The following is a 26,126-nucleotide window of genomic DNA, read 5'->3' as shown; positions in this document are numbered from 1 at the left end:
GCTCCTAGCCCCGCCTGACCGAAAAACGATCCCGTTTTCGCCAGCCAATCAAAAATCCCAAAAATCTACCACTTCCTTTAAAAAACTTCTATTTCCTTGATTCAAGGGGAGGTTGTGCAACGGTTACCGATGGTGACGGTTTCCACCGACGCGCCGGGATTGATATGTCCTTTGGAAGGTGAACGTCTTTTGAACTCGGCGATGATCCCGGTTTTGTCTTCACGCAGGATATATTTCTTCATGGAAACCACCTTGGAATCGAAATAGATGCTTTTTTCCAAGAGCTTTACCGGAACCATTTCGGATCTTTCGGCAACTTCCTTCCGCTTGTGGGCGATGATTTGGTCTAGAATATTCATGGTATCAGGATGCAAATGAGATGCTTGTTTTGGGATTGACTAAAGTTTGGAAAACTTTGAGGGCTTTTCGTCCGAAGAGGGAGTCTTTGGCTTTTTCCACAGCCTGTGCAAAATCCAATTCCGGATTTGCGGTCATGAGGGCTGCCGCCGCATTGGCGATAACGACGGAGTTTTGCTCCTCGGTGCCTTTGCCTTTCAGGATGGATTCAAAAATGCGCGCGGACTCCTCTACTGTCTCGCCTCCTGATATGGATTCGGCCGCAATGGCCACCATTCCCAAATCCTCGGGGCTGTACAGTTTTTCGCCTTTTTGACTGATCATTTTGAAATCCCCTGTCAGGGAAATCTCGTCATAGCCGTCCAATGCATGCAGAATGCTGAAATTCCCCTCATGCTCTTGGTACAGGTACGCGTAAAGTCGAGCAAGTTCGAGGCTGAACACCCCTACCAACTGCTTCTTCGGGAAACTCGGGTTCACCATCGGACCGAGCATATTGAAAAAGGTCTTGACGCCCAATTCCTTCCGGATCGGAGCCACGTTTTTCATTGCCGGGTGAAACAGGGGCGCATGCAGAAAGCATATGCCAGCCTCGTCTAAGCTCTTGCGGATATGGTCCATATCATTGCGGAACTCATAGCCAAAATAGGCGAGCAGGTTGGAGGAACCGCAGATAGAGGAAACACCCGTATTGCCATGTTTGGCGACGTTCTGACCGGCGCCTGCCACAATGAAGGAGGCCAAGGTAGAAATATTGAAAGTATCCTTGCCGTCTCCGCCTGTGCCGCAAAGGTCCATGGCATCGTATTCGTCAATTTCTACGGGCACGCAAAGCTCGAGCATGGCTTCCCGAAATCCGCCCAACTCTTCCACCGTGATGCTCCGCATCAGGTATACAGTCATGAAAGCAGCGATTTGGCTGGAGTTGTACGCGCCGGTGGCGATATTTTTGAGTACCTCCCGTGCCTGTTCCTTTCCAAGGGTACGGTGTTCGATGAGGTGGTTGAGGATTTCCTTCATGGTTTGGTAGGTTGTTGATTTATTGGTTATTGAGTCCATAGCGGATAGTCCATGGTCTTTAGCTGCGGCTGAGATTTCAAATTTTCAATAATCGGTTCATTTACTTGGTTCTTCATACTTGGTACTCTGTACTTCCTTTATCCTTCCAGCCAATTCCGCATCATTTGGACGCCATTTTCCGTCAAAATGGATTCGGGATGGAATTGGACGCCACGCACCTTGAATTCCCGATGTCTTACCGCCATGATCTGTCCATCCGGCGTGCGGGCAGTGACTTCCAAGTCCCTTGGGAAGTCCTGTTCATTGATCACCCAAGAATGGTAACGACCAACCTTGAAGGTGCCTGGCAGCCCTTGGAACAACAAATCAGACTGCACATCTACCTCGGACGCCAAGCCATGGACGACTTCCGAAAGGTTAATCAAACTACCTCCAAACGCCTCCCCAATCGCTTGATGACCCAGGCAAACGCCTAGGATATCCTTGGTTGCGCTGAATTTCTGGAGAAGTTCAGGCATAATTCCCGCTTCCGATGGCACGCCCGGTCCCGGCGAAAGCAGGATTTTGTCGTATTTCTCAACTTGACTTAAATCAATCTTGTCATTCCTATAAATTTCCATTATCGACCCATATCCAAGTTGACGGACTATGTACACGAGATTGAACGTGAATGAATCGTAATTATCGAGTACCAATATCTTCATGACCTCTGTATTCAAATTTGTTGTGCGGCACGGAGAGCGACTCGCAGGGCCTCCAGCTTGTTACCTACTTCGTTTAATTCAGACTCGACAGAACTCTTGGCAACCACTCCTGCCCCGGCTTGGAATCGCAGCTCGTTGTTTTCGGACACAAAGGAGCGGATCAGAATGGCGTGGTTGAAATCACCGTTGAAGCCCAAAAAGCCGATTGCACCCCCATAAAATTTACGAGGCGTGTTTTCCAACTCATCGATCAATTGCATCGCACGGTATTTGGGTGCGCCTGACAGTGTTCCAGCTGGGAAGGTATCCGCAACAAGCTGTAATGGATTGGCGTCTTTGGGCAAGGTTCCTTTTACCTTGGAGACCAAGTGGATGACATGGGAATAGTATTGGATTTCTTTGAAAACCTCCACTTCCACCTTTTCCGAAGAACGGCTGAGGTCGTTGCGGGCAAGGTCCACAAGCATCACGTGTTCGGAATTCTCCTTTGGATCGTCATACAGTTTCATCGCCAGGGCAGCATCTGCTTGGTCGTTACCAGTTCGTTTGAAGGTGCCTGCTATGGGATAGATGGTGGCCTGGCCGTTTTTTACCACAATCTGTGCCTCCGGACTGCTGCCAAAAACCTTGAAAGAACCATAGTCAAAATAAAACAGATAGGGCGAGGGGTTTACCGAACGCAAGGCCCGGTAAACATTGAATTCATCCCCTTTGAAGGCCGTTGTAAACCGACGGGAAAGCACAATCTGGAATACATCCCCGCGGAAACAGTGTTCTTGGCCCTTTTTCAAAATATCCAAAAATTCCTCATCCGTGTAGTTGGACCGCTCCTCCCCGACCAATCTGAAGGAATAGGCTGGAATATTCTTGTTGTTGAGCAGGGTTTCCAATTGTGACAGGATGCTTTCGCGTGGTGATCCTTCTACTTGGTGCTCAAAGAGGTACATCTCGTTTTTGAAATGGTCCACCACAATGACGTGCTGGTAGACGGCATAGTGCAGCATCGGAACAGAGTCAGACGCCCCGTGATTGAGCGAAATATCCTCAAAGTAGGCGACCGAATCATACTGCATGTAGCCAAAAAGCCCATTCGAGATGAACTTGTGTCTGCCATTGTCGTCCTCAAATTTTTCGGAAAACCGCTTTAGCGCATCGATCAGCGACAGATCGGGACCAATTGGGTAATGCAGGATTTCACCATTTGGAAGGGTTTCCTTTACTTTTCCATCCAAAAAAGAAAAGGCCGCCAGTGGATTGAAGCACACATAGGAATAGCTATCATCATGACCGTGGTAATCCGAGCTTTCCAACAGGATCGGATTGGCAAATCGGTCACGGATCTGTAGATAAATGGAAACCGGCGTGATAGTATCAGCCAGCAGTTTTTTGAAAGATGTCCGTATTTTGAATGCATTCATGGTCCAGGGATTAAAATGAAAAAGGCCCGCGGGGGAAACCAGCGGGCCTTCATGTATGATGATTGTCAAAATCTAGGCAACAGCTTTTGGTTCTTCCCCGGCTTGGAAAGTCAAATGCCACCACCAATATTTTGCTGTCAATGTTTTCATAATTCGATGGCCAAATTTAGGCAAGGATTGAAGAATCCAAAATTATTTCGAGTAAATTTTGGAACAAAAACAAAAAACATGAAGCCAATCCCCCAATATTTCAAGCGCGTGTTTGACGACTACCAGGTGTTGGTCAAGGTCAATCCAACGGATTTTTCGGGCATCGAGCTGATCGTACATCCCGACGGGAGGGTCGAAAAGACCGATATGTCCTTTGATGAAGAGATATTTGAGGATTTGGAAGTTGATGAGTTCCAACCAGGAGGTGCTTTGGAATTCAATCTCTACCTGGCCAAAGCTAATCCCTGATTTGGTCAAAGGAATAAGCTGCCGCCAAACAACGCTAACATGCATTCGAATACCATTGAAGGTATACTTTTCCAAGAAAAAAGCCTTAAATTATCCCTCAATACAATAACCCAACACGAAAAACACTATGAAAAATAACCATGCAAGACAGGTTGGTCTATGGATGGACCACTCCAAAGCACAAGTTGTCGAATTCAAAAACGGTGAAGCAGTTTTGGTCGAAAACATAGATTCTCCGGTCGAAACCATCAAAAGAATCGAGGGCGAAGTGAAGGATACAACAAGATTCACCTCAAGCAATGAACATTCATCCAACAACGAACACAAAAAACATAACATTGCCCAAAAAGAACTGAATGAATATTTCAGAATCCTTGAAAACAAATTGGCAGCCTATGACGACATCCTGATTTTCGGACCTGGCGTAGTCAAAGAACAGTTCAGGAACAGACTGCGGGAAAACAAAAGCTTTTCTGATAAATGGCTTTCTGTCCAGACCAGCGACAAGCTAACAGAGAACCAACTGTTGGCTTTTGTCCGCGATTTTTACAAGGAGTCAAACCCTTAAGGGGCCACTCGAAAATCAGGTTTCTTCCATGACCGGGGTCATGTTTTTTGAATTTCAATCGGCGTAAATTGATTGAAAATCCAAAAGACATGGCTCCTTTCATTATACCCTTCTCCCAAATCCTCAACAAGGACGTTGCACAAGTCGGCGGGAAAAACGCCTCTTTGGGTGAAATGCTCCATCATCTAAGTCCATTGGGAATTCGGATTCCAGATGGATTCGCCACCACCGCAAATGCTTTCAGGTATTTTCTCCGGCAAAACAACCTAGTCTCCAAATTGGAGGAATTGCTCGACAGCCTCGACAAAACCAGCCTGGAAAACCTCGGCGAAATTGGAAAAGCATGTCGGGAATTGGTATTGTCCGCTTCGATCCCAAAAGACCTTGAGGCTGCCATCCTGGAAAACTACCGCCGACTCGGCGCCGCAACGCCCATTGCCGTGGCCGTGAGGAGCTCTGCTACTGCCGAAGACCTGCCCACGGCGAGTTTCGCGGGACAGCATGATAGTTTTTTGAATATTTCGGGGGATAAGGAACTGCTGCATGCGATACAGAAATGCTACGCCTCCCTCTTCAATGACCGCGCAATCAAATACCGGCTGGACAATGGCTTTGACCACATGCAGGTCGCTCTTTCTGCTGGGATTCAAAAGATGGTCAGATCGGATTTGGGTTCGGCTGGAGTGGCATTTACCAATGATCCGGAAACTGGATTCGAAAACATCATCTACATCACCGGTGCCTGGGGTCTCGGCGAAAACGTCGTGCAGGGCGCTGTCAATCCGGATGAATTCTATGTTTTCAAACCAAACATTGAGAAGTCCTTGCCCAGTGTGATCCATCAGAAAATGGGTTCCAAGGAAACCAAAATGGTCTACAGCCAAAACACAGCCAAGCCGGTGACTAGCGTACCGACTGCCACCTGGGAGCGAAACCATTATTGCCTATCGCTTACCGAGATCGAAATTGTTGCTAAATGGTGCTTTTTGATCGAGAAGCACTATGGCATGGCCATGGATGTGGAATGGGCCAAAGATGGGGAAACCGGAGAATTATACATTGTACAAGCGAGGCCTGAAACCGTGCACGGTAGCAAAAAAGCACTGACAGTGAAAGAATATGCCCTGACCTCCAAAGCAAAACCGATACTCAAAGGCAAAGCCGTGGGAAGGTCGATTGCAAGCGGACGAGCTTGCCTCGTAGATTCCATCGCAGATGCCTCAAAGGTTAGAAAGGGCGATATCATTGTCGCAGACATCACCAATCCCGACTGGAATGCGATGCTCAGAAAGGCGGTTTGCATCGTGACGAATAAGGGAGGCCGCACCAGCCATGCGTCGATTGTTGCCAGGGAACTGGGAATCCATGCCGTGGTGGGCACCGGCGACGCAACGAAAAAACTGCACGATGGGCAAGAAATCACCGTATCGTGCATCGAAGGAGACGAGGGAATGGTATATGAGGGAAAAATCGCCTGGACCGAAAAGGAAATTGACCTAGGGAACCTGCCAAAAACCAAAACCCATCCAATGTTCATCTTGGCCGATCCATCCAAGGCGTTTAGGTTAGCGGCCTACCCAAATCAAGGAGTAGGATTGTTGCGCATGGAATTCATCGTCAGCAACGCGATCCGGATTCATCCCATGGCCTTGGTAAATTTCGACCAACTCCCAGAGGGAAACGACAAAAAGGCCATCGAAGGCATCACTGCCCAATACGTGGACAAGAGGCAATTTTTCGTCGAAACGCTGGCCCAAGAAATCGCGATGGTGGCAGCAGCATTTCATCCCAAAGATGTAATCGTGCGGATGAGCGATTTTAAAACCAACGAGTACGCCCAATTAATCGGCGGAAAGAACTTTGAACCCGGTGAGGAAAATCCCATGCTTGGTTTCAGGGGAGCTTCCCGGTACTACCATCCACTTTACCGCGAAGGATTCGGGCTTGAGTGCGAAGCCATGAAAATGGTAAGGGACCATTTTGGATTGACCAATGTCAAGTTGATGGTACCATTTTGCCGGACGCTCGAGGAAGGCAAAAAGGTCTTGGAAACAATGAAAGCACATGGCTTGGAACGAGGCAAAAACGGTCTAGAGATCTACGTCATGGCTGAAATCCCAAGCAATGTCATTCTTGCCGAAGAGTTTGCCGCGATCTTTGACGGATTCTCCATCGGTTCCAATGATCTCACCCAACTCACACTTGGTATTGACCGGGACTCCTCGCTGATTTCCGATCTGTTTGACGAAAACAATCCTGCGGTGAAAAAAATGCTGGCCGATGTGATTGGCGCAGCCAAACGAAAAGGAGTCAAGATCGGACTCTGCGGACAGGCTCCGAGCGACTACCCCGATTTTGCAGGATTTCTGGTGGAACTCGGTATCGACAGTATTTCATTCAATCCAGACGCACTGATCAAGGGCATCGAAAACATCGCCAAAGCAGAAAGCAAAAAATCACTTTAGAGACAAGGCTTTGAAGCCTTCCTTGATTCTGCCAACCGCATCAAAGGAGTCGTCGATATTGATGACTCCTTTTCCCACTTCATGCCAGAGGCCATCTCCACAATCGATAAAATGTCCCTTGTGTTGGGGCTTGGTTTGCTTTGCGCGATCATAGTCGTAATCCGGTAGAAACACAAACGAGAGCAATTCCTTGGTCTTGTCCCAATCGGCTTCCTTTGCCTTTCCGTTTACCCTAACTTCCACTTTTCTAACAGAAAACAAAACCGTCAAGGTCAAATCAAAAAGTTGGTTTTCCTCCCGAATCAAATACCCAATTTTTAGCGGAGCCTCTTTTTTGGAAATCTCATAGATCGCTTGGATCACATCTTGGGCAAAAAACTGCCAATCCTCTTGGTTAAGCGGCACGGTATAGACTTCCTGTCCGTGTATGTCTTTCGTCAAAACACCAATTCCGCCTTCAGCGTCAAGCTTTTTATTGGACCATTTAGTCTTTGAATAAAGCTCCATCAGGGGCTTTTTCCAGACCAAAGGAACCTCACCATTGAAATGAAAGTCATCATGCAGCGTGAATCCTTCGTCCTTGATTTCCTCCGCCGTCACCTCGTCCCGGTCCGTGTAGACCAAGTCCAGGGCCACATCCAAAAAATCCCGTTGGATACCAATTTTGAGTTTGTAATAATGGCTGTAGGGAGGAGGAATCACGCCCGAGTCAAAGGCAATTTCAATCAGTTGGATATCTTCTTTTTTCAGATGCATAAAAATGGTGAAAAGGGAATGGCCAAAATTAAGTCAAATCGGCGGATGCTTGACGTCAATTTTTGGAAAACTTGGAACAAATGAACCTGGAAAGGAAGTATTTTTCGATTTTTTGCTTCAGGGAGCAATCAAAAAAAGAGGCGGCATCGCACCGCTACAACCGCCTACCCTTGCTTCCGTCAAGACCTGGGGGATTCAGCAGGAGCTGGTCGTGCCGCCGGAGGGCAAAGGTAAGTCAAAATACATTCACAGCAAATGTTTGAACAAAAATCAATCCGGCTGAATATCAGGGCACTGAACCCCGCTCCAAAACATTTTCCCTAAAACGAGGGTAAAAAAAAGTGTAACCAAACAAACAAGCATATGAAAAATGCCATTTTGATAGTCATCCTTTTTGTAGTCGTCTCTGCCTGCGGAAGCTTAGGGCCGGACCAAAACTACTACACAGGCATGAAGGAAAGGAAGTTTCTAAGGCAAAACAAAGAAGCCGTCGTAAGCAGCCTTGACGGTCCCTTGAAGACTTATCGGGTCAACCGGGACGAGCGTTTCTACATCTTGGCAACATTTGAAAACGAACGCCTGACCAAATTGGAGGAGCGGGAAATCAGGCCTCTTTGGATGGATGGGCGGTCTACCCAAGATTCGGTCAGGGTAAGGTAAGCCCTCCCATTAACCCCGTTTGTGGAAAAACAATCCAAAAAAAGGTTTCGATTTTTTTGTTTATCCTTTTGCAAGACACGGACATAAGTGATCCGAAAAAGGTGTTTGGTGCGTGTTTTGTGCCAATTTCTTATGCTCTGACTCTCCACCAAACCGATTCAATAATTGATATATTTGATTAAGTTTACGGTCAACAATTGGTAAGATTCGAGTGAATTCTATGCACATAGGAAAATTGAGTATGTTGGTGATCCTGCTGTTGGCGGGCCTTTTTTCCTGTATTCCCAATAAAAAAGTCATCTACTACCAAAATCTCGAGGGCAATTCAAGCATCCCGGATGGGGATCTGATCCCTTACCAAATCCCCGAATACCGCATCCAATTCAACGACATCCTCGACATCCAAATCCAAACTGTAGAAGATATACTGGAAAAAGGTTTCAACTCGAGAGTCCAAATGGAAGCCAATCAGGCTATTTTTGGCCAAATCGCCCAAAGTGGCGGCGATATCTACTACATGAATGGATTCACGGTAGACAAAAACGGCTTTATCCGCATGCCAATGATGGGAGAAGTCAAAGTCGTCGATATGACACTGGATGATATCCGCGAAAAACTGGAAAACGACCTCAAGGCCTATGTCACCACAGAGATCTATGTAAGGGTAAAATTGGGTGGGATCCGCTTTTCCACCATTGGCGAATTCCGGAGACCGGGGAAATATGTGGTCTTGCAAGACCGCCTGACGATTTATGAAGCCATTGCACAAGCGGGGGACCTGACCACCATTGCTAAAAGGGACGAAATCCTTTTGGTCCGGCAATATCCGGAGGGCACACGCCTTCACCGCATCAACCTCAACGACCGGCAAATCATCCAAACGCCCTACTACTTTATCCAGCCCAACGACCAGATTTATGCCGAGCCGATGAAAGTCAGGGAACTCGGTGTCGGGGAAAACACCGCCCAAACCCTGCTGCTGGTGTTTTCGGCCATCACCGCCGTGGCTTTGGTAGCTAACCTATTCGTCAACTGACAATGAGCCAACCCAATTACCCCTTTCTTCCAGATCCATTTTTGCCACCCCAGGAGGAGGACATCGAGCTTAAGGTGGTCCTCTTCAATTACCTGAAATCTTGGCCTTTTATTGTGATTTGCACGGTGGTTGGTCTCTTAGCGGCCTTCTTGTTCAACCGCTATACAACCCCCATCTACTCCGTCCAATCGAGCGTGATCGTCGCTGACGAACCGCAAAACCTAGGTGCCGACATGTTTGAATCTGTGGGCCTGCTGCCAATCAAGAGCAACGTGGAAAACGAAATCGGCATCCTCAAATCGTATACCTTGGCTAAGCAAGCTATCCAAGAACTTGGCTTGGATGTGTTCTTTTACACCTCGGATCTACTTTTGATCAGCAGCCAGCAGTATGCCAATCTCCCCGTGTCGGTGGATGTGGATTGGGGCCATTACCAGCTCGTCCGCGGTAAGTTGGAATTGGAAGTCCTGGACGCAAATACCTTTCGGATCACGGCGTTGGACGATGAATACGAGCTTTTTGACCCCGCGGATCCCTTTTACAAAACCAAAACCAAAGATCTCCCTACTTTTTCGAGTCAGTATGAATTTGGGGAAAAAGTGGAAACCAATTCCATCAGCTTTAAAGTCCAAAACCTGAAGGCAAAACCTGGCGATATCCTTCAGTTCGAACTGATCGACAACCATTCCCTAGCACTTATTCTCCAGGAAAAAATCGCAGTCGCGCCCATCAATAAGCAAGCCTCAATCCTAAATATCTCCTTCGAAACCCCGGTCCGGAAAATGGGCGAGGATTACCTCAACAAGCTCATGGAGGTCTACCTGCAGCGAGAACTCGACCTAAAAAACCAAGCTGCAGAAAATACCATCCGCTTTATCGAAGACCAACTCAGCGGCATCACCGATTCATTGGCCTATTTTGAAGGGAGATTGGAAAGATACCGCTCGGAGAATCGGATTTTCAACCTGAGTGAGGAAGGTTCCCAGATTTTCCTGCGGCTGCAAGAACTCGAGAAAGACAAAGCCCAAACCGAAATCAACCTCAAATATTTCCAAACCCTCCAAACCTACCTCAGCAATGATGAATTGGAGGATTTGGTGGCACCATCCATCACGGGCAACACCGATCCGCTGATGCAGTCGCTCGTGACCAGCTTGAGCGAGTTGCAGGCAGAAAAACTCCGTCTCTCGGCCAATTTTTCCGCCCAAACTCCTGCTGTGCGGGAAATCAACAACCAAATCAGAAACACCAAAAAGGCGCTGCTGGAAAACGTCAATTCGTCGATACGAAATACGAACACAGTTTTGGCCGAGATCAACACCCGTATCCAAAGAATCGAGCGGGAAATTAACGCCCTGCCCGAGACTGAACGACGGCTGCTTGGCATCCAGCGCAAGTTCACCGTCAACGAAAACATCTACCTCTACCTGCTCCAAAAACGGGCAGAGTCAGAAATCCTGAAAGCCTCCAATATGCCAAAAAACGCGATTTTGGATTATGCACGGGCTGGGCAAATACCCGTCTTCCCGAGAAAATGGCTGAACCTGGTGTTGGGACTGGCGGGCGGTCTGTTTTTCTCGATTGGCTTCATCACCATCCGGGATTTCCTCAACACCAAAATCGAAGATCCCAAGGACCTGGAAAGACAAATCAAAACCCCGCTGATTGGGATGATTGGGCGTAATTTCAGCAATGATCCAAAGCCGGTCCTGAACAATCCAAAATCCTCCGTGACGGAATCCTTCCGGAATATCCGGGCCGACATGTCCTTTTTGGTGCCCAACCAGAAGCAATACACCATTCTATTCACCAGCAGTTTTTCGGGAGAGGGAAAAACCTTCGCCTCCGTCAACATGGCTTCGGTGTACTCTTTGTTGGGCAAAAAAACCCTTCTCATGGGACTGGATCTGAGAAAACCCAAGATCGCCGAGGAATTTGGCCTCAGCAACGACAAAGGAATAAGTACCTGTTTGAGTACGGGTACGCCTTGGCAAGAGGTGGTCAAAAAAACAAAATACGACAACCTGGATGTAATTCTTTCGGGTCCTATCCCGCCAAATCCGGCCGAATTGCTTGTCCAGGATAGGTTTTCCGCCATCATGGAGGAAATAAAGAGTGCATACGAGGTCGTCATCATGGACTGTCCCCCGGTCGGATTGGTATCCGAAACTAAGGAACTGTTCAAATACTCCGACGTCAACTTCTTCATTTTCAGGCAGAATTTTTCCTATAAGAGCAACATCCAAGTACTAAACAACCTCATCGAAAAAGGTGGGGCAACAAAAATCTACGCCATACTCAATGATGTCCATATCGACAAAGGCTACGGATTCGGTTATGGCTATGGCTACGGTTATGGACATGCGGGTGGGTATGGCTACCACGAGGAAATCCAGCTTCCCTGGTGGAAAAGGGCACTGAAGAGGAGGAAGAGTTGAAAATTGAGATTCGAGATTTGAGATAGGGAACGGGTGAATTGAGATTAGCTAACCCATTACCTAACTTAAATCGTAAAGCGATCATTTTCTGAACACTGATTCCGATTTTACAAGCTATTGACTATGGTCTATCAGCCATGGACAATTAACCTATAACCATTTAACTAATAACCAATCCACCCCCTTTTGTGACCCACGTGGCGAAGCTGTGCCCGGACATTGGCAAAAGCATGAAAAAAATACAGATGGTGGACCTCAGGTCCCAATATGAAAGGCTTCAAGCCGATATCGACCAAGCCATGCAGGGCGTCTTGGAAAGGACTTCCTTCATCAACGGAGAGGAAGTGAAGGTATTTGCGGCGGATCTGGGCAAATATTTGGATTGCCCCACTGTCATACCCTGCGGCAATGGCACCGATGCGCTTCAGTTGGTCATGATGGCGATGGACTTTCGGCCCGGTCAGGAAGTGATCGTGCCGGCATTTACCTATATAGCGGCCGTAGAAGTCTTGGCCTTGCTTGGGTTGAGGCCCGTTTTGGTGGACGTTCATCCTGAGACTTTTCAGATCGATGCCAAAAAGATCGCCGCCGCCATCACAGCAAATACAGTCGGAATTGTCCCCGTGCACCTCTTTGGCCAATGCGCTGACGTGGGTGCCATCATGGAAATTGCCGAAAATCACGGGCTGAAAGTCATCGAAGACGCTGCCCAATCCCTCGGTGCCATCTACACGATGCCGGATGGCAGCCGCAAGCACTCGGGTACAATCGGACATGCCGGGACTACCTCCTTTTTCCCTTCCAAAACCTTGGGTTGCTTCGGGGATGGCGGTGCCGCCTTTACCAATGATCCGGAATTGGGCCAAAAAATCCGCATGATCGCCAACCACGGACAGCGGCAGAAGTACTTCCACGAGCGCATCGGCGTCAATTCGAGATTGGACACCCTCCAAGCAGCGATCCTGCATGCGAAATTGCCGAATTTGGATGATTTTGTACAAAGGAGAAATACGGTTGCCAGGGCCTACAACCAAGCCTTTGCGCTGCATCCCCATATCCGGATTCCGCAGCTTGTGCCCAACTCCACACATGCCTATCACCAATACACCCTCAGGGTCCGGGGCGCGAATCGGGATGAGTTGCGGGATTTTCTGAAAAACCAAGGCATACCGACCATGGTCTACTACCCACTGCCTGTGCACCTACAGCCAGCGTACCGTCACCTTGGGTACAAGGAAGGCGATTTCCCGGTGGCAGAGCAGCTGTGCAACGAGGTGCTTTCACTGCCCATCCACACAGAAATGGAAGAAGACCAATTGGACTACATCATTTCCCAAGTCAAAAGATTCTTCGCATGAGCTACTCCGCACATCCAAGCGCTGTCATCGACGAGGGCTGCAAGATCGGCAGCGGCACCAAGATTTGGCATTTTTCCCATATCATGCCCGGCTGTACCATCGGACAGGACTGCAACATCGGTCAAAATGTGGTCATTTCACCCGAGGTGGTCTTGGGCAACCGGGTCAAAGTCCAAAACAACGTATCGATCTATACGGGCGTGGTTTGCGAGGACGAGGTTTTTCTCGGTCCATCCATGGTCTTCACCAATGTCATCAATCCCCGCGCGGCAATCAACCGCCGTGACCAATATTTCCCGACCATCGTCAAGAAAGGCGCAACCATTGGTGCCAATGCCACCATCGTCTGCGGCATCACGATCGGGGAATATGCCTTTATCGGCGCAGGGGCGGTGGTTACCCGTGACGTGCCCGCTTATGCCTTGGTGATGGGAAACCCCGCTCGGCAAAAAGGATGGATGAGTGCCTATGGGCATCGCTTGGAATTTGATGCAAATAATGTGGCGAAATGTCCAGAGAGTGGCGAGGAGTATTTGTTGGAAAAAGGGAGGGTTGAAAAATTAAGGCCATGAAAAACTTCGCATTGATCGGGGCTGCGGGATACATCGCCCCGCGGCACATGAAGGCAATCCAGGAAACGGGCAACCGACTTGTCGCCGCCATGGACAAGTTTGACTCCGTAGGGGTCTTGGATAGCTATTTTCCGGAGGCGGATTTCTTTACGGAATTCGAGCGGTTTGAGCGACACTTGGAAAAACTGCGCCGACAGGAAGCCGCTGTGGATTACCTGTCGGTCTGCTCGCCCAATTATCTGCATGATTCCCATATCAGATTTGGGCTGAAGATGGATGCGGACGTGATCTGCGAAAAACCGCTCGTGCTCAATCCCTGGAACCTCGATGCCCTGCAAGAAACCGAGCGCGAAACCGGCCGCAAAGTCTTCACCATCCTCCAACTCCGCCACCATCCTGCCATCATGGCTCTTCGTGAGAAAGTCGCCCAATCGGACAGGATCCACGACGTCGACCTTACCTACATTACGGCAAGGGGACATTGGTACCATAGTTCCTGGAAAGGTGACGAAAGCAAATCCGGCGGTATCGCCACCAATATCGGCATCCATTTCTTTGACATGCTGCTGTGGATTTTTGGCGGGTTAAAGCAAAACATCCTCCACCTCCATACCCATGACCGGGCAGCCGGCTACCTCGAACTCGAAAAGGCAAGGGTAAGATGGTTTCTCAGTATCGACGCAAAGAGCTTGCCCCAAGCAGCCACTAAATCAGGCAAAAGCATATATCGTTCCATTACCGTAGACAGCGAGGCCCTCGAATTCAGCGAAGGGTTCACCGACCTGCACACCGAGAGCTACCGCCAAATCCTTGACGGCAAAGGCTACGGCTTGGATGCGGCAAGGGGGTCGTTGGAGTTGACGTATGCCATCAGGAATCAGCCTGTATCTCGACGGTCAGGCACTCCACATCCCTTTTTTTAGCGAAAAACCCAAAGCAAAGCTGGGGAAAAAGTGAAATGACCTTAAGAAACCTATCTCTTTACTCGTTTATAAGTCAGGTAATCGGATTTAGTTTCCATTTTTTTACGGCTTTTGTTCTCGTGCGAGTTTTAGGGAAAATTGAGTTCGGAGTTTACCAGCAATACAATCTACTGCTCACCACAATTCTTCCTTTTTTTGGATTTACCCTCGTTTCCAGCCTTTACTTCTTCAGTGGAAATTCAGAAAATGATTCGGAAAAGAGCTACTTTTTTAATCAAACCTTTTTTTTGCTCATATTCTCAAGCTTGCTTTTCTCTATCTCATTTTTCATTTTCAAAGATCCAATCCTCGGGTACCTCAACCTTGGTGCGCTGAATGAAGCTGCCATTTGGTCGATAGCTTCAATTGCCTTTTATTTGGCATCAAGCATTTGTGACAATATCTTCCTTCTGGATAAGAACAGGTTCGGAATCCTGTTCTTTCTGCCACTGGAAAAGATCACTTTTTTCACAATCATACTATCAGCGTATTTCCTCCAAGAAAGATTCATTGACGTTTTCAAGGGTATCTTTTTAGTCTCGCTACTCAAGTTTGTATTTACTGCTTTTTACTTGGCGAAAAGACATAGTTTGTCATACTTTTCGGCCGATCTCAAAAAGATTAAATCTCAGATTTCATATTGTTGGCCGTTTTACCTTGGAACATTGGTATATATATTCTCGAACAAAATCGACAAATACATCCTGAATGGGTATGTCGAGCCCGGTGATTACGCCATTTATTCAGTATCGTTTTTAAGCATTCCTTTTCTCGCCAACGCTTATAGTTCGGTTAATAATGTAGCCTTGCCAGAGTTTGTTTCGCTCGTAAAGCGGAGGGATTTTGAGCAACTCAGGGAGCTTTATAGAAACATCGTCGTCAAAACTGGATCGATAGCAGTTCCACTTCTGCTTTTTTTCTTTTTCTATGGCGAGTTTGTTGTCGAGCTTGTATTTACCGCCGCATATCTGGAAGGGACACTTTATTATAAAATTGCGCTTTTGTCGTTTTTAGGTACAATGACCTCATACGGCCTTATTCTAAGGGCTGCAAACCAAACAAGGAAAATTTTCCTCATCAATTTGATTTGCGCTGCAATCACAGTCTTGATTGCATTTTGGCTTGTACCAAGCCAATTGCTTCTTGGGGCTGCAATTACGTCGGTTTTTGCAGTTGTATTACCAGGTTTGATACAACTATACGTCGAAGTTCGGTTGACTGGGTACAGATTTCGAGAGTTTTTCCCGTGGCAACAGCTATTCCAAATCGTTGGAATATCCCTTTTGATTGTGCCGATCGGCATTGGTCTTGGTCTTGTAATTCAGAAAGGCTACCTCCTCCCTGTTTTGTCTGCTATCATTTATTTTCCATTGGCCTTCTTCCTTCTCTTTAAACTACATCTATTACCGTTTAGAGACTTGGCAAAGTGGCTTGACAAAAGATGAAAACATCTTCAATAACGATAGGCCTTACTGCACTTATGGTATTGACACTGTTTGCAGTATCGAATTTTGGTCTCGTGACTTATTTTTTGGCAATTACCCTAATTGGTTTTTTGGTTCTTTTTCTGGCAAACAGCAACTTGATCAATATTGCTTTTCTGGTTTTTTTGCCCACAAACGATATTTTCCACAAAGAAGACTTTCTTTTTTCATTTTTGGGACTAAAGCAAATCTTGGCATCTTTTGTAATACTTTTCTTTCTGAAAAACTGGAGATACATCAAACCAAGATACTCCGCTATCAGATCTAGCAAGAAGTATAAACATTTATTGGGAGCGCTAGACACAATACTCATAGTTCTTATTTTTTATTTCAACTATACCTATTTCAAGAATGCGTTTTTCGGAATCCATGGGTATTCGATCGAATCGGCAGTTTTGAAATCCATCAATATGACACTTCAGCTAATGGCATGTTTGTGCGTAATCCGTACCGCACTTTGCAAAATGCAATTACAACAAATCAACAGTGTCATGATTTCCTCAATTACCCTCATGATCATCTTCTCCGCCTTCAGTCCACTACTCCCGAGTTTGGGATTTAGATCTCTCGGAACCGAGAAATCTGAATTTGAACAGGTCGGATTCGAAAGGTTTTCTGGAATTGTCGCCGATGGCGATTCCAACACCCTGAGTGTTTACCTCACCCTTGCGGTTGGCATTTGTCTTCTATTTTATATTTACTACCAAAAAAAAATCTATATCCTTTATCCAGTCCCACTGATTATCTTGATCGGTATCGCCGGAAGTAGGACCGGAATAATCGCGCTCGTCGTGATGCTGTTGGTGTTTTTTGCCCTGGTGAAAAATCAGCACAGTTCGAGGACAAAAATTCAACTTTTGTTGTTTCTCCCATTTATTGTTGTGGTTTCAATACCCTTTTTCGAGCTGATTATCAATCGATTTGAGCTTATCAATGAGCAATTCGACATGAACTCGACCTCAAACCGCATTGGAAAATGGGCGCTTTACGTAACCTTCCTTTGGCAACACAAAACCTATCTCCTGACAGGTGCCCGGTCAGAGCTTTTGATTTCTTGGGATTCCCAATATTACTCAGCACACAATGCCTTTATAACAATTACCTATAATAGCGGATTGGTGTTTTCATTGGCGTTTTTAACTTCAATCGGTCAATTAATTTGGTTTTCCTACAAAAATAAAATGTACGAGCACTTGATGATCTCCATTCCTAGTTTCATTCTGATGAATACCGTTAGTGATCTTGGAATCATTTATTCGATGCTGCTTTTCTCAATCATCCTGATTCGAAACCGCTTCTTTTTTGAATACCGAAATTTCCGCGCAAAAATGGGCAATCCGGAAAAGATGAAAAACGCGTTAGTTACCAGTCCATGAATCGGTATGTCTTTATTTGTGGAAACCTCTATCCCCACCAAATCGGAGGCTTGGAGGTCTTCAACCATCATTTGATCAAGGAACTTGGGAAGATAACCGAAGTATCAGTGGTATCACATCAAGAGAGACCCAATGAAATTCTAAAACGAGATTTCATTGGAATCAAGACGCTACCGCCACACGGTTTATTCTTTTCTTTCGGTATCTTTTTCAGAATGCTTTTTGCAAAATTGGATGATATAAGGGTAGTAGTTAGCTTTTCAAAGGCACATTGGATCAATTGGCTTCCCTACATTGCCCTGAAAAAATTACGGAATCTTAAGTATGTGGTGGTTATCCACTCAGGTGATTTGGGCGAATGGAGAAACACACCTATCCACCTAGCGTTATTCAGAAATGCACATGCGTTGTTCGGAGTTTCTGAGTCTATCTGTAATGCCTATGGGAAAAGCGTCAACCAACCTGTAAATTACCTTCCGCCCTTGATCCCATTCGAAAGGGAAAACTTAGAAAAATCAGCATGCAGACATACACTTGGAATACCTCAAGACAGAAAAGTAATCCTTGCGGTGGGTTCAATGAGGCAGGTTAAAAGACCAAATCTTCCACTAGCAGCCTTGGACCTATTAGGATATCAGTTTTTAAAAAAGGAACGGATTCTTTTGGTTTTTGTGGGCGATGGAGAGCTCCGCAATGAGTTGGAAACAAGTGTGAAGAAACTGGGCATTGAGGAGTTTGTTCGCTTTGATGGCATTCAACTGCGTGAAAAAATCCCGTTTTATCTTAAGGCAGGTGATGTTTACTTGATTTCTTCAGAATATGAGGGACAACCCTTGTCGTTGCTTGAGGCACTATCGTATCCAATCGAAATTGTGGGCTCTGACGCGGATGGTGTAAGGTCAATCCTGGACGCTTTTGGAGGTAATGTTTTCGAAAGGGGAAATACTGAAGCCTTGGCCAATCTCTTGAAAAAGGTACTAACCGATCCAACATATGAACCAAAATATGCCCGGTCGAATTTGTATTTCCATGAGAGGTTTGACTATCAAAAGGTCCTGCATTCTTTTGTCGAAAAGACAAGATGACAGAAACGAACCAAAAAAGCATTATCCTAATTTCCAACACACTTCTAAAGGGAGGGGCCGAAAAGCAATGCGTGTTATTGGCAAACTTCCTGTCCCAGCATTTCCGGGTGAATCTTTTAATTTTCAATAACCAAATCGATCCTCAACTTTTCTCCCAACTGAACCGCGCTAAAATCGAAATTAAAATCCTAGAGGGAAATTTGGTTCAAAAGCTACTAGCAATTAGGAATTTCGTAAGGTACTCCCGCCCAAGTGTAGCAATTTCCTTTTTGCTGACCTCTAACATTATTGGTGGAGTATTCGGAAAGCTACTTGGAATTCAGAATAGATTTATGGGAATAAGGACAAATGAGATACATGGTTGGAAATGGTACGCTCAGTTGGTAATTCATCGTTTTTTTGCCACTAAAACAGTTTTCAACAACTATTCGGGAGCCAATTCATTTTGGCAAAGAGGCTTTTACAGACAGAAATCCGTTGTCATCCAAAATGGCATAAAAGCCCCAGACTTGCGAAAGGATTATTTAAACGATTCTATCGGTTTGAAAATCCTTACTGTAGCGAGATTTGTAAAAGAGAAGGACTTGTTGACAGCGATCGAAGCAGTCTCAATTACGAGAAATCGATGGCCTCAACACAAAATTACCTACTTTATTGTCGGTTATGGAGAGCAAGAAAACCTAATCAAATTGAAAATCAAAGAGTTGGGACTAGGGGAAGTGGTCAATATTGTAGTCAATCCAGACGACCTGCAAAGCTACTTTTTGGATGCAGACCTTTACCTAAGTACATCCATAAATGAAGGAATGCCAAACACAATCCTAGAGGCGATGAGCTACGGATTGCCAATTATTGCTACAGATGTCGGCGACGTTTCCGAATTGGTAACAACTGGCTCTAATGGATTTGTTGTGATGAAAAGAAATATTGATGGCATTGTTGAGTCAATAAGTTATTTTTTGAGAGAACCCTCTCATTTGGAAAAAATGGGCTCCCGAAGCCGAAAGATAGTTGAAAGCAGCTTCACTGTCGAGAAAATGGGATTGGCATATATAGACATAATCGAATCAAATTGAAAAAAAGGATTGCGGTCATTGGCCTTAAGGGTATCCCAGCTACAGGAGGGGCGGCTACTGTCGGCGAAAGTCTGATCGATTACCTTAGAGATTACTTTGAATTCGAAGTGCTTTCGACTGCATCCCACGCAAAAGACCCAATTGTAAAGGGCTTTTCCCAGATCATTTTTCCCGCCCACAAAAATCCAAAAATCAATACGCTCCTTTACTACCTCAGGTGTGCGTTGTTTGTGCTTTTTAAAAGGAAATACGACCTGATCCACTTGCATCATGCCGAGAGCGGCTTCATAACGCCACTTTTGAGGTTGAGGTACAAGGTCGTTACAACATACCATGGAATGTTTTTGGATGAGTATTCGGATCCAAAATTCTCAAAACTCACAAACCGCTTTTTTAGATTTTCACAATCGATCAACCTCAGTCTTTCCAATATCAATATTTCTGTTTCAAATATTGACACCAAAAAAGTTAACTCTAAGGCCGGAAAAGAATTGATACGGTATATACCCAACGGAATTAGAATTCCCAAATTGAAAAGCCCCCGAGAAAGCAAAGGCTACGTGACTTTCGCCGCTAACCGGATTTATCACATCAAAGGATTACATACTTTGATAGAGGCGTTTCGCAAATCCGGGATTCAAAAAACACTGAAGGTAATTGGCGACCTAACGCAAATCCCAAAATACAAGACTGAGATTGAATCCATATCTAGGGGTCTCAATATTGAGTTCATAGGTAAAATACACGACAAGGAGATTTTATTCGATACCATCCGTGACTCGGATTATTTCATTTTCCCATCGGAAAAAGAAGCAATGCCGATGATGTTGCTCGAAGTTGTTGCACTAAGAATACCAGTAATTGCAAGCGATATAGCTGAGGTACGCGTAATTTTCGATGAAAACGAACTTATATTTTTTCAATCCCAAAACCCCATGGACCTAGCCAACAAACTTTTGCTCTTGGAGAATGATGCCGATCTGGGAGCAACAATCGCACAAAACGCTTACAATAAGGTAGTAAGTGAATATCGCTGGGAACATATTGCTGCACAGTATCGAGAAATTTATTCGGATTTGCTGAAAATGCCGCTAAGTACCCCAAAAAACGTCTAACCATGCAATCGATCTAAGGGACATATGTGCGGCATCTTTGGACTTCTGATCCATCCTGATTACCAAGCCAGTAAACATGCTGCTAAAGAGGTTCTCCACGGCTTGGCACGAATGAGCGAGGCAAGGGGAAAGGATTCGTCCGGCATGGCTTTTTTGGATTTTGGTCGAAACGAAGCCAAGGTACTGAAAGGCAATCTGCGGCTTCGGGAACTTCTGAAAGACCCGAGCACGCAATCCAACTTGGATGCATCTTTGGATGCTTGGCGTGAACAAAGGGTCCCTTTCCTCGCGTTTGGCCACGCCCGCTTGGTCACCAACGGCTCCCAATTGGAGCAGGTCAACAACCAGCCTGTTGTCAAAAACGGTGACCTGCTGATCCACAACGGCATCATTACCAACCACGAAGTGCTCTGGGAAAGCCTCCATCAAAAGCGGGAATTCCAGATCGACTCTGAGGTCATCTTGGCGACTTTGAGCGACAAACTTCTCTCTACCGCCGGAGAAGTCCCTCTCAGCCAAGTGTTTGGCCGCATGGAGGGAACATTTTCCATCATGGCCTTTTTGGGTTCCCGGCAGGAGATGCTGCTCGCCAGCAACAACGGTTCGCTGCACTATATCCACGAACCGGGAAAATTCCTGGCTTTTGCTTCAGAGGCATACTTCCTTCAAAAAATCAGACAAAAAAAGGCGTGGAGACAGTTCTCCGACACCGATCCCGAAATTCGCGCTGTCGGTCCATGGGCCGGCGTATGGATTGACCCGAAGCGCTGTCAGATTCAAAATTTGGATTGGCACCGACCGGTGAAGACCTCACAAGAGTTAAAGAAAAATTGGAATACCAAGGTCTTGGAAGTGAAGGGAAATCATCCGCAGAAAGCGATGGTGCTAGAACCTGAGGTGCATTTCAACAGAAATCGTGAAACGGCACTTTTCAATCTATTGGAAAATCCCAAAGAAAAAGTCCGTACACTTCGTCGCTGCACACGATGTATCCTTCCAGAAACGTTTCCCTTCATCCATTTTGATGCCCAAGGCATCTGCAATTACTGCCATGGCTACAAGCCAAAATCCCGGGGAAATCGACTTCCCGATTTGATGGACATGCTAGAATGCTACCGAAAACCAGGACGGCAGGATTGCATCGTGCCCTTCAGCGGTGGCAGGGACAGTACTTTTGCACTCTACATGGCAAAAAAGGAATTGGGGTTGAATCCGATTGCACTTACCTACGATTGGGGGATGGTGACGGACTTGGCGAGAAGGAATATCTCCCGGGTCTGCGGTAAACTCGGTATCGAAAACATCGTCGTGGCTGCGGATATCCGCTGGAAGCGCGAAAACATCCGGAAAAATGTAAGCGCATGGCTCCGAAAACCCCACTTGGGAATGGTGCCGCTGTTTATGGCGGGAGACAAGTATTTTTTCTACTACACAGACCGACTCAAGAAGCAAACAGGTATCAAGCTGAATCTTTGGGGGATCAATCATCTGGAAAACACCGATTTCAAAGTGGGATTTGCGGGGATTCCACCCCAATTCGACAAGGAGAAAATCTATTCGCTTTCACTGGCAAGGCAATTGAAACTCTTCGGGTTTGTCGGTAGCCAGCTCATCCAAAATCCCGGCTACCTCAACCAATCTTGGCTGGACAATTTGGGTTCTTTCGCCACACGGTTCCTGGCCCCCAAGCGTGATGAGTTTCATTTTTTTGATTTTTATCCTTGGGATGAAGCTGAGATCGACAAGACCTTGGGAGAATACCATTGGGAAAAAGCCATCGACACGAGCACTACTTGGCGGATAGGCGATGGTACGGCCGGGTTTTACAATTATATCTACAACACGGTCGCGGGTTTCTCCGAGGTGGATACTTTTCGCAGCAACCAAATCCGGGAGGGGATGATTACCCGCGAAAAAGCCATCGAATTGGCGGAACGTGAAAACGAGCCCCGCTTCGAAACCATCCGCTGGTACCTAGAAATGATCGGGCTGGATTTCGCGGCATCCATCAAAAAAATAAATGCCATCCCAAAGCTTTATTGAAAAATCCGGACCCGACCGAGACAAAAAGTGTAAATTTCGGTTTTAAGGTAAATCAGATTCATGCTTCGAGGATTGGATATAGAGAAAATTGATCAGTTGGCGGCAAATCCGGCAAGCCTGCAGGAATCTCGTTTCCAATCCGAAATACCCGAGGTCTTTGCTGATTTGATTTCGGCGTATGCTGCGGATTGCTTGAGGCCACATTTTGTCAATGTTCCGGGCACGGTGCCGGCAAGTGAAAACCCTGATTGTCTGGTGGTCGGCTTTTCCATCAACCATCAGGCAAACAACAACCAATTACTCAATACCTGCAACGCTGCCTTGGTTCATGGCGGAATTTTTCTGGGTTGGACCGAAACGTATCAGACCCGTAAAGCTTCCCTCAAAAACAGGTATGCCAAGCTGATGTTCCCCGTCGCCTATGCCTGGGATGCCATTTGGCACAGGTTTTTGCCCAAGGTCCCAATTCTTGGAGCAGCCCATGATTGGGCATTCGGAAGCGAACAGCGGCTGATGTCCAAGGTGGAAATGATCGGCAGATTGTATGCCGCCGGATTTGAATTGCTCGCGGAAAAGATCATCGATGGGAAGCAATATTTTGTCGCCCAAAAGACAACCGCTGCAATACAGGCCGAATCCCCGACTTATGCGCCCTTGGTGAAGCTGAAGCGTGTCGGGCTGCAGGGCAGGGAATTTCATATTTACAAGTTCCGGACGATGTATCCTTATTCCGAATACCTTCAGGAAATGGTCTTTAGCCAAAACAACCTGCAAGTTGGGGGCAAATTCAAGGATGACTTCAGAATATCCAAGTTCGGCCGATTTTTGCGAAAAATCTGGCTTGACGAGCTGCCCATGGTTTGGAATCTGGTCCGCGGCGACATCAAGATCGTGGGCGTAAGACCGTTGAGCAGACATTATTTTAATCTCTACAGCGAGGAACTAAAGACCAAGCGAACCCAATTCCGTCCGGGCTTGCTCCCGCCGTTTTATGCAGACCTTCCCAAAACCTTGGAAGAGATTATGGCTTCGGAAATGAAATACCTCCAAGCCTACGAAAAATCCCCCTTCAAAACCGATATGCGCTATTTTTTCAAAATCCTGAGCAATATTGTATTACGTGGCGCGAGAAGCGCTTGATTTTTCTCTCGCAAAGACAGCAAAGGTGCCAAGAACGCTAAGTGCATCTAGCCTTTAGCGAGATACAATTCGTGCATTCGTGGCTAATGTTTACTGATGTTGTGTAACTAACAAAACAGTAAAAAGTCGATTTCTAACGAAACAATAATTCCAGATTGAATCTGTTCGCGTCTTCGCGTCTTTGCGTGCATTTCTTGTTACCTTATTTTTCTCTGCGAGAAGTCATACCCGACTCGAAATCCACCCCACAATCTCCTCCATCACCAACTCCTTCTCCGGCTCATTGATCAGTTCGTGGTAGAAATCGGGAAACAACTTCATCGTCATATCCGAACCTTTCAGCTTTTTGAAAAATTCCCTTGATCCATCGGGATTGGTCAGTCCGTCGGCGGTACCGTGCATCAGCAGTAAAGGCAAATCGAATTTTTCCGTATTCTCCCCTATGAATCTCATCATCCGCAAAAGCTGATGACCCGTCCTTGCAGTGACTTTGTCGTGGTAATTGAGTGGATCGTCGTTGTATTTTTTGACTTCGATCGGGTCACGGGACACGAGGTTCGCATCGACCTCCATGACTTTTTGTTTGGGAAAAAGCCGTCCCAATAGGGATGCAAGGGCGATGAGTCCCTTGGAAGTGCCTTCCGCAGGTTTCAGCAAAGGCGCGCTCAAAATGACCCCAGCGGCTTTTGGCTTGAACGCGATGCAATAGGCCGCCACCATCCCCCCACCCATGCTGTGCCCAAAAATGAAGGCCGGAATTCCCGGGACGTAATTTTTCACTTTTCCAAAAAGCGCATCGATGTCCTTGAGGTAGTCTTCATACCTGTCAAAATAAGCCGTTGGCGAGGGCTTGCTGGATTTACCATGTCCCCTCCCGTCAAACGTAAAGACAGCTACCCCGGTATCAGTTAGCTTCTTGGCCAAATGGGCATACCTGCCGCTATGTTCCCCCAGGCCGTGCACGAGCAATACCGAAGCTTTCGGCTGCTCCGGCATCCAAGCCTGAAGGTACAATTCCAGTCCGTCGTGGGTTTTGTAGGAGGTCTCGAGGTGTTTCATGGGGAATCTTCAAGAATAGTGCGGTAGGACATTGATTTAGTGGAAAAGCCCCTGAATTATCGCCTCAAGGTATCCATTTGATGTGTTTGAAATTAGGCTTCCGCTTTTCCAAAAAGGCATTCCGACCTTCTTTCGCCTCCTCGGTCATATAGGCAAGCCGTGTCGCTTCACCTGCAAACACCTGCTGTCCCACCATGCCGTCGTCGGTCAGGTTCATAGCAAACTTCAACATCTTGATGGAAGTTGGCGACTTGGCGAGGATTTCCTGCGCCCATTGGTAGGCGGTGTCTTCGAGTTCGGCATGAGGGATCACTGCATTGACCATACCCATGTCATAGGCATCTTGGGCGGAGTAGTTTCTTCCCAGAAAAAATATCTCCCGCGCCTTCTTTTGACCAACCATTTTGGCCAAATAGGCTGAGCCATATCCTGCATCAAAGCTCGTCACGTCCGCATCGGTCTGCTTGAAGATCGCATGTTCTTTGCTAGCCAAGGTCAAATCACATACCACATGAAGGCTATGTCCCCCTCCCACGGCCCATCCCGGTACCACGGCAATGACGACCTTGGGCATAAATCGGATCAGTCGCTGCACTTCAAGGATATTCAATCGGTGATAGCCATCATCCCCCACATAGCCCTGATGTCCCCGTGCGCGTTGGTCACCGCCCGAACAAAAGGAATATACCCCATCTTTGGGTGAAGGTCCTTCGCCTGAAAGCAGGATCACGCCAATCGAGGTATCCTCCTGCGCATCATAAAATGCATCATAAAGTTCCTTGGTGGTCTTGGGTCGAAACGCGTTGCGTACCTCAGGCCTGTTGAAAGCAATACGGGCCACGCCATCACATTTTTTGTAGGTTATATCTTCGTATTCCTTGGCAGTTTTCCAATTGATTGACATAGTCGGATCGGTTATTTTTACATGCAAGATAACAGCCTTCGGGGAATTTTGTTGATTTTTGGACTTCAGCA

At 46.6% G+C, this 26,126-nt stretch carries 23 protein-coding genes and 1 pseudogene; 17 read left to right on the top strand and 7 right to left on the bottom strand.

What is annotated here, in order from left to right; all coding sequences use genetic code 11:
- Positions 1–125 precede the first annotated feature (125 nt).
- The 4 genes and pseudogenes from L0U89_RS11200 to L0U89_RS11185 form a co-directional block, all read right to left on the bottom strand.
- Positions 126–359 (bottom strand): annotated as a pseudogene (locus L0U89_RS11200) (indole-3-glycerol-phosphate synthase TrpC); the annotation flags it as partial.
- 4 nt (positions 360–363) lie between these two features.
- On the bottom strand, positions 364–1,377 hold the full coding sequence (gene trpD / locus L0U89_RS11195) for an anthranilate phosphoribosyltransferase (RefSeq protein ID WP_234861604.1): 1,014 nt from the start codon (positions 1,375–1,377) through the stop codon (positions 364–366).
- 137 nt (positions 1,378–1,514) lie between these two features.
- Positions 1,515–2,081 carry an anthranilate synthase component II gene (locus L0U89_RS11190; protein ID WP_234861603.1) on the bottom strand — a complete coding sequence of 189 codons (567 nt, stop codon included), beginning with the start codon at positions 2,079–2,081 and terminating at the stop codon, positions 1,515–1,517.
- Positions 2,082–2,092: 11 nt separating this feature from the next.
- Complete coding sequence (locus tag L0U89_RS11185) at positions 2,093–3,499, bottom strand: anthranilate synthase component I family protein (protein ID WP_234861602.1); 1,407 nt, start codon at positions 3,497–3,499, stop codon at positions 2,093–2,095.
- Positions 3,500–3,727: 228 nt separating this feature from the next.
- Between L0U89_RS11185 and L0U89_RS11180 the strand changes: the two genes are divergently transcribed.
- The 3 genes from L0U89_RS11180 (at position 3,728) to ppsA (ending at position 6,991) form a co-directional block, all read left to right on the top strand.
- Positions 3,728–3,958: a ligand-gated ion channel gene (locus tag L0U89_RS11180; RefSeq protein WP_234861601.1), complete on the top strand. Its 231-nt coding sequence runs from the start codon at positions 3,728–3,730 to the stop codon at positions 3,956–3,958.
- A 127-nt stretch (positions 3,959–4,085) separates the two neighbouring features.
- Positions 4,086–4,526: a hypothetical protein gene (locus L0U89_RS11175; protein ID WP_234861600.1), complete on the top strand. Its 441-nt coding sequence runs from the start codon at positions 4,086–4,088 to the stop codon at positions 4,524–4,526.
- 89 nt (positions 4,527–4,615) lie between these two features.
- Positions 4,616–6,991, top strand: coding sequence for a phosphoenolpyruvate synthase (gene ppsA, locus L0U89_RS11170; RefSeq protein ID WP_234861599.1), 2,376 nt, complete (start codon positions 4,616–4,618; stop codon positions 6,989–6,991).
- Here ppsA and L0U89_RS11165 read toward each other — a convergent pair.
- Complete coding sequence (locus L0U89_RS11165) at positions 6,983–7,747, bottom strand: hypothetical protein (RefSeq protein ID WP_234861598.1); 765 nt, start codon at positions 7,745–7,747, stop codon at positions 6,983–6,985. The two genes, ppsA and L0U89_RS11165, sit on opposite strands and share 9 nt — an antisense overlap.
- Positions 7,748–7,796: 49 nt before the next feature.
- Between L0U89_RS11165 and L0U89_RS11160 the strand changes: the two genes are divergently transcribed.
- The 14 genes from L0U89_RS11160 (at position 7,797) to L0U89_RS11095 (ending at position 24,092) form a co-directional block, all read left to right on the top strand.
- On the top strand, positions 7,797–8,030 hold the full coding sequence (locus L0U89_RS11160) for a hypothetical protein (protein WP_234861597.1): 234 nt from the start codon (positions 7,797–7,799) through the stop codon (positions 8,028–8,030).
- 80 nt (positions 8,031–8,110) lie between these two features.
- Complete coding sequence (locus L0U89_RS11155) at positions 8,111–8,407, top strand: hypothetical protein (RefSeq protein ID WP_008626251.1); 297 nt, start codon at positions 8,111–8,113, stop codon at positions 8,405–8,407.
- Between the two features lie 220 nt (positions 8,408–8,627).
- Complete coding sequence (locus tag L0U89_RS11150) at positions 8,628–9,443, top strand: polysaccharide biosynthesis/export family protein (RefSeq protein WP_234861596.1); 816 nt, start codon at positions 8,628–8,630, stop codon at positions 9,441–9,443.
- Positions 9,444–9,445: 2 nt separating this feature from the next.
- Positions 9,446–11,881: a GumC family protein gene (locus L0U89_RS11145; RefSeq protein WP_234861595.1), complete on the top strand. Its 2,436-nt coding sequence runs from the start codon at positions 9,446–9,448 to the stop codon at positions 11,879–11,881.
- Positions 11,882–12,111: 230 nt separating this feature from the next.
- Positions 12,112–13,239, top strand: coding sequence for a DegT/DnrJ/EryC1/StrS family aminotransferase (locus tag L0U89_RS11140; protein WP_234861594.1), 1,128 nt, complete (start codon positions 12,112–12,114; stop codon positions 13,237–13,239).
- Positions 13,236–13,811 carry an acyltransferase gene (locus L0U89_RS11135; RefSeq protein WP_234861593.1) on the top strand — a complete coding sequence of 192 codons (576 nt, stop codon included), beginning with the start codon at positions 13,236–13,238 and terminating at the stop codon, positions 13,809–13,811. The genes L0U89_RS11140 and L0U89_RS11135 overlap by 4 nt, the downstream gene beginning before the upstream one ends.
- A complete protein-coding gene (locus L0U89_RS11130) occupies positions 13,808–14,734 on the top strand; it encodes a Gfo/Idh/MocA family oxidoreductase (protein WP_234861592.1) in 927 nt (308 codons plus the stop codon). Before L0U89_RS11135 ends, L0U89_RS11130 begins: the two co-directional genes overlap by 4 nt.
- 35 nt (positions 14,735–14,769) lie before the next feature.
- Positions 14,770–16,218: a lipopolysaccharide biosynthesis protein gene (locus tag L0U89_RS11125; protein ID WP_234861591.1), complete on the top strand. Its 1,449-nt coding sequence runs from the start codon at positions 14,770–14,772 to the stop codon at positions 16,216–16,218.
- A 530-nt stretch (positions 16,219–16,748) separates the two neighbouring features.
- Entirely contained in the window at positions 16,749–17,633 is an 885-nt protein-coding gene (locus L0U89_RS11120) for an O-antigen ligase family protein (protein ID WP_234861590.1), read from the top strand.
- Entirely contained in the window at positions 17,630–18,718 is a 1,089-nt protein-coding gene (locus L0U89_RS11115; RefSeq protein WP_234861589.1) for a glycosyltransferase family 4 protein, read from the top strand. Before L0U89_RS11120 ends, L0U89_RS11115 begins: the two co-directional genes overlap by 4 nt.
- 77 nt (positions 18,719–18,795) lie before the next feature.
- Positions 18,796–19,794: a glycosyltransferase gene (locus L0U89_RS11110; protein ID WP_234861588.1), complete on the top strand. Its 999-nt coding sequence runs from the start codon at positions 18,796–18,798 to the stop codon at positions 19,792–19,794.
- Positions 19,791–20,909: a glycosyltransferase family 4 protein gene (locus tag L0U89_RS11105; protein ID WP_234861587.1), complete on the top strand. Its 1,119-nt coding sequence runs from the start codon at positions 19,791–19,793 to the stop codon at positions 20,907–20,909. The genes L0U89_RS11110 and L0U89_RS11105 overlap by 4 nt, the downstream gene beginning before the upstream one ends.
- A gap of 24 nt (positions 20,910–20,933) precedes the next feature.
- The gene (locus L0U89_RS11100) at positions 20,934–22,952 is read left to right on the top strand and encodes a hypothetical protein (protein WP_234861586.1); all 2,019 of its coding nucleotides are present in this window, start codon (positions 20,934–20,936) and stop codon (positions 22,950–22,952) included.
- Positions 22,953–23,012: 60 nt separating this feature from the next.
- Positions 23,013–24,092 carry a sugar transferase gene (locus tag L0U89_RS11095; protein ID WP_234861585.1) on the top strand — a complete coding sequence of 360 codons (1,080 nt, stop codon included), beginning with the start codon at positions 23,013–23,015 and terminating at the stop codon, positions 24,090–24,092.
- A gap of 222 nt (positions 24,093–24,314) precedes the next feature.
- Here the strand turns inward: L0U89_RS11095 and L0U89_RS11090 are convergent, their stop codons facing one another.
- Together L0U89_RS11090 and L0U89_RS11085 are read right to left on the bottom strand one after the other, a co-directional pair.
- The gene (locus tag L0U89_RS11090) at positions 24,315–25,151 is read right to left on the bottom strand and encodes an alpha/beta hydrolase (RefSeq protein WP_234861584.1); all 837 of its coding nucleotides are present in this window, start codon (positions 25,149–25,151) and stop codon (positions 24,315–24,317) included.
- 64 nt (positions 25,152–25,215) lie between these two features.
- Entirely contained in the window at positions 25,216–26,055 is an 840-nt protein-coding gene (locus L0U89_RS11085; protein ID WP_008626201.1) for a 1,4-dihydroxy-2-naphthoyl-CoA synthase, read from the bottom strand.
- Positions 26,056–26,126: the final 71 nt, after the last annotated feature.

The organism is Mariniradius sediminis (genome assembly GCF_021491425.1).
In the GTDB taxonomy this organism is placed as follows: domain Bacteria; phylum Bacteroidota; class Bacteroidia; order Cytophagales; family Cyclobacteriaceae; genus Mariniradius; species Mariniradius saccharolyticus.
Note: the sequence above shows the minus strand (reverse complement) of the source record. Positions and strands in the feature narration are given on the sequence as shown.

Excerpts from the sequence above, each read along its gene's own strand:
- ppsA (WP_234861599.1), top strand. The coding sequence starts at position 4,616 with ATGGCTCCTTTCATTATACCCTTCTCCCAAATCCTCAACAAGGACGTT.
- L0U89_RS11150 (WP_234861596.1), top strand. The coding sequence starts at position 8,628 with ATGCACATAGGAAAATTGAGTATGTTGGTGATCCTGCTGTTGGCGGGC.
- trpD (WP_234861604.1), bottom strand. The coding sequence starts at position 1,377 with ATGAAGGAAATCCTCAACCACCTCATCGAACACCGTACCCTTGGAAAG.
- L0U89_RS11100 (WP_234861586.1), top strand. The coding sequence starts at position 20,934 with ATGTGCGGCATCTTTGGACTTCTGATCCATCCTGATTACCAAGCCAGT.
- L0U89_RS11140 (WP_234861594.1), top strand. The coding sequence starts at position 12,112 with ATGAAAAAAATACAGATGGTGGACCTCAGGTCCCAATATGAAAGGCTT.
- L0U89_RS11145 (WP_234861595.1), top strand. The coding sequence starts at position 9,446 with ATGAGCCAACCCAATTACCCCTTTCTTCCAGATCCATTTTTGCCACCC.
- L0U89_RS11115 (WP_234861589.1), top strand. The coding sequence starts at position 17,630 with ATGAATCGGTATGTCTTTATTTGTGGAAACCTCTATCCCCACCAAATC.
- L0U89_RS11095 (WP_234861585.1), top strand. The coding sequence starts at position 23,013 with ATGCTTCGAGGATTGGATATAGAGAAAATTGATCAGTTGGCGGCAAAT.
- L0U89_RS11085 (WP_008626201.1), bottom strand. The coding sequence starts at position 26,055 with ATGTCAATCAATTGGAAAACTGCCAAGGAATACGAAGATATAACCTAC.
- L0U89_RS11155 (WP_008626251.1), top strand. The coding sequence starts at position 8,111 with ATGAAAAATGCCATTTTGATAGTCATCCTTTTTGTAGTCGTCTCTGCC.
- L0U89_RS11135 (WP_234861593.1), top strand. The coding sequence starts at position 13,236 with ATGAGCTACTCCGCACATCCAAGCGCTGTCATCGACGAGGGCTGCAAG.
- L0U89_RS11090 (WP_234861584.1), bottom strand. The coding sequence starts at position 25,151 with ATGAAACACCTCGAGACCTCCTACAAAACCCACGACGGACTGGAATTG.
- L0U89_RS11190 (WP_234861603.1), bottom strand. The coding sequence starts at position 2,081 with ATGAAGATATTGGTACTCGATAATTACGATTCATTCACGTTCAATCTC.
- L0U89_RS11165 (WP_234861598.1), bottom strand. The coding sequence starts at position 7,747 with ATGCATCTGAAAAAAGAAGATATCCAACTGATTGAAATTGCCTTTGAC.
- L0U89_RS11130 (WP_234861592.1), top strand. The coding sequence starts at position 13,808 with ATGAAAAACTTCGCATTGATCGGGGCTGCGGGATACATCGCCCCGCGG.
- L0U89_RS11120 (WP_234861590.1), top strand. The coding sequence starts at position 16,749 with ATGATTTCCTCAATTACCCTCATGATCATCTTCTCCGCCTTCAGTCCA.
- L0U89_RS11125 (WP_234861591.1), top strand. The coding sequence starts at position 14,770 with ATGACCTTAAGAAACCTATCTCTTTACTCGTTTATAAGTCAGGTAATC.
- L0U89_RS11175 (WP_234861600.1), top strand. The coding sequence starts at position 4,086 with ATGAAAAATAACCATGCAAGACAGGTTGGTCTATGGATGGACCACTCC.
- L0U89_RS11180 (WP_234861601.1), top strand. The coding sequence starts at position 3,728 with ATGAAGCCAATCCCCCAATATTTCAAGCGCGTGTTTGACGACTACCAG.
- L0U89_RS11185 (WP_234861602.1), bottom strand. The coding sequence starts at position 3,499 with ATGAATGCATTCAAAATACGGACATCTTTCAAAAAACTGCTGGCTGAT.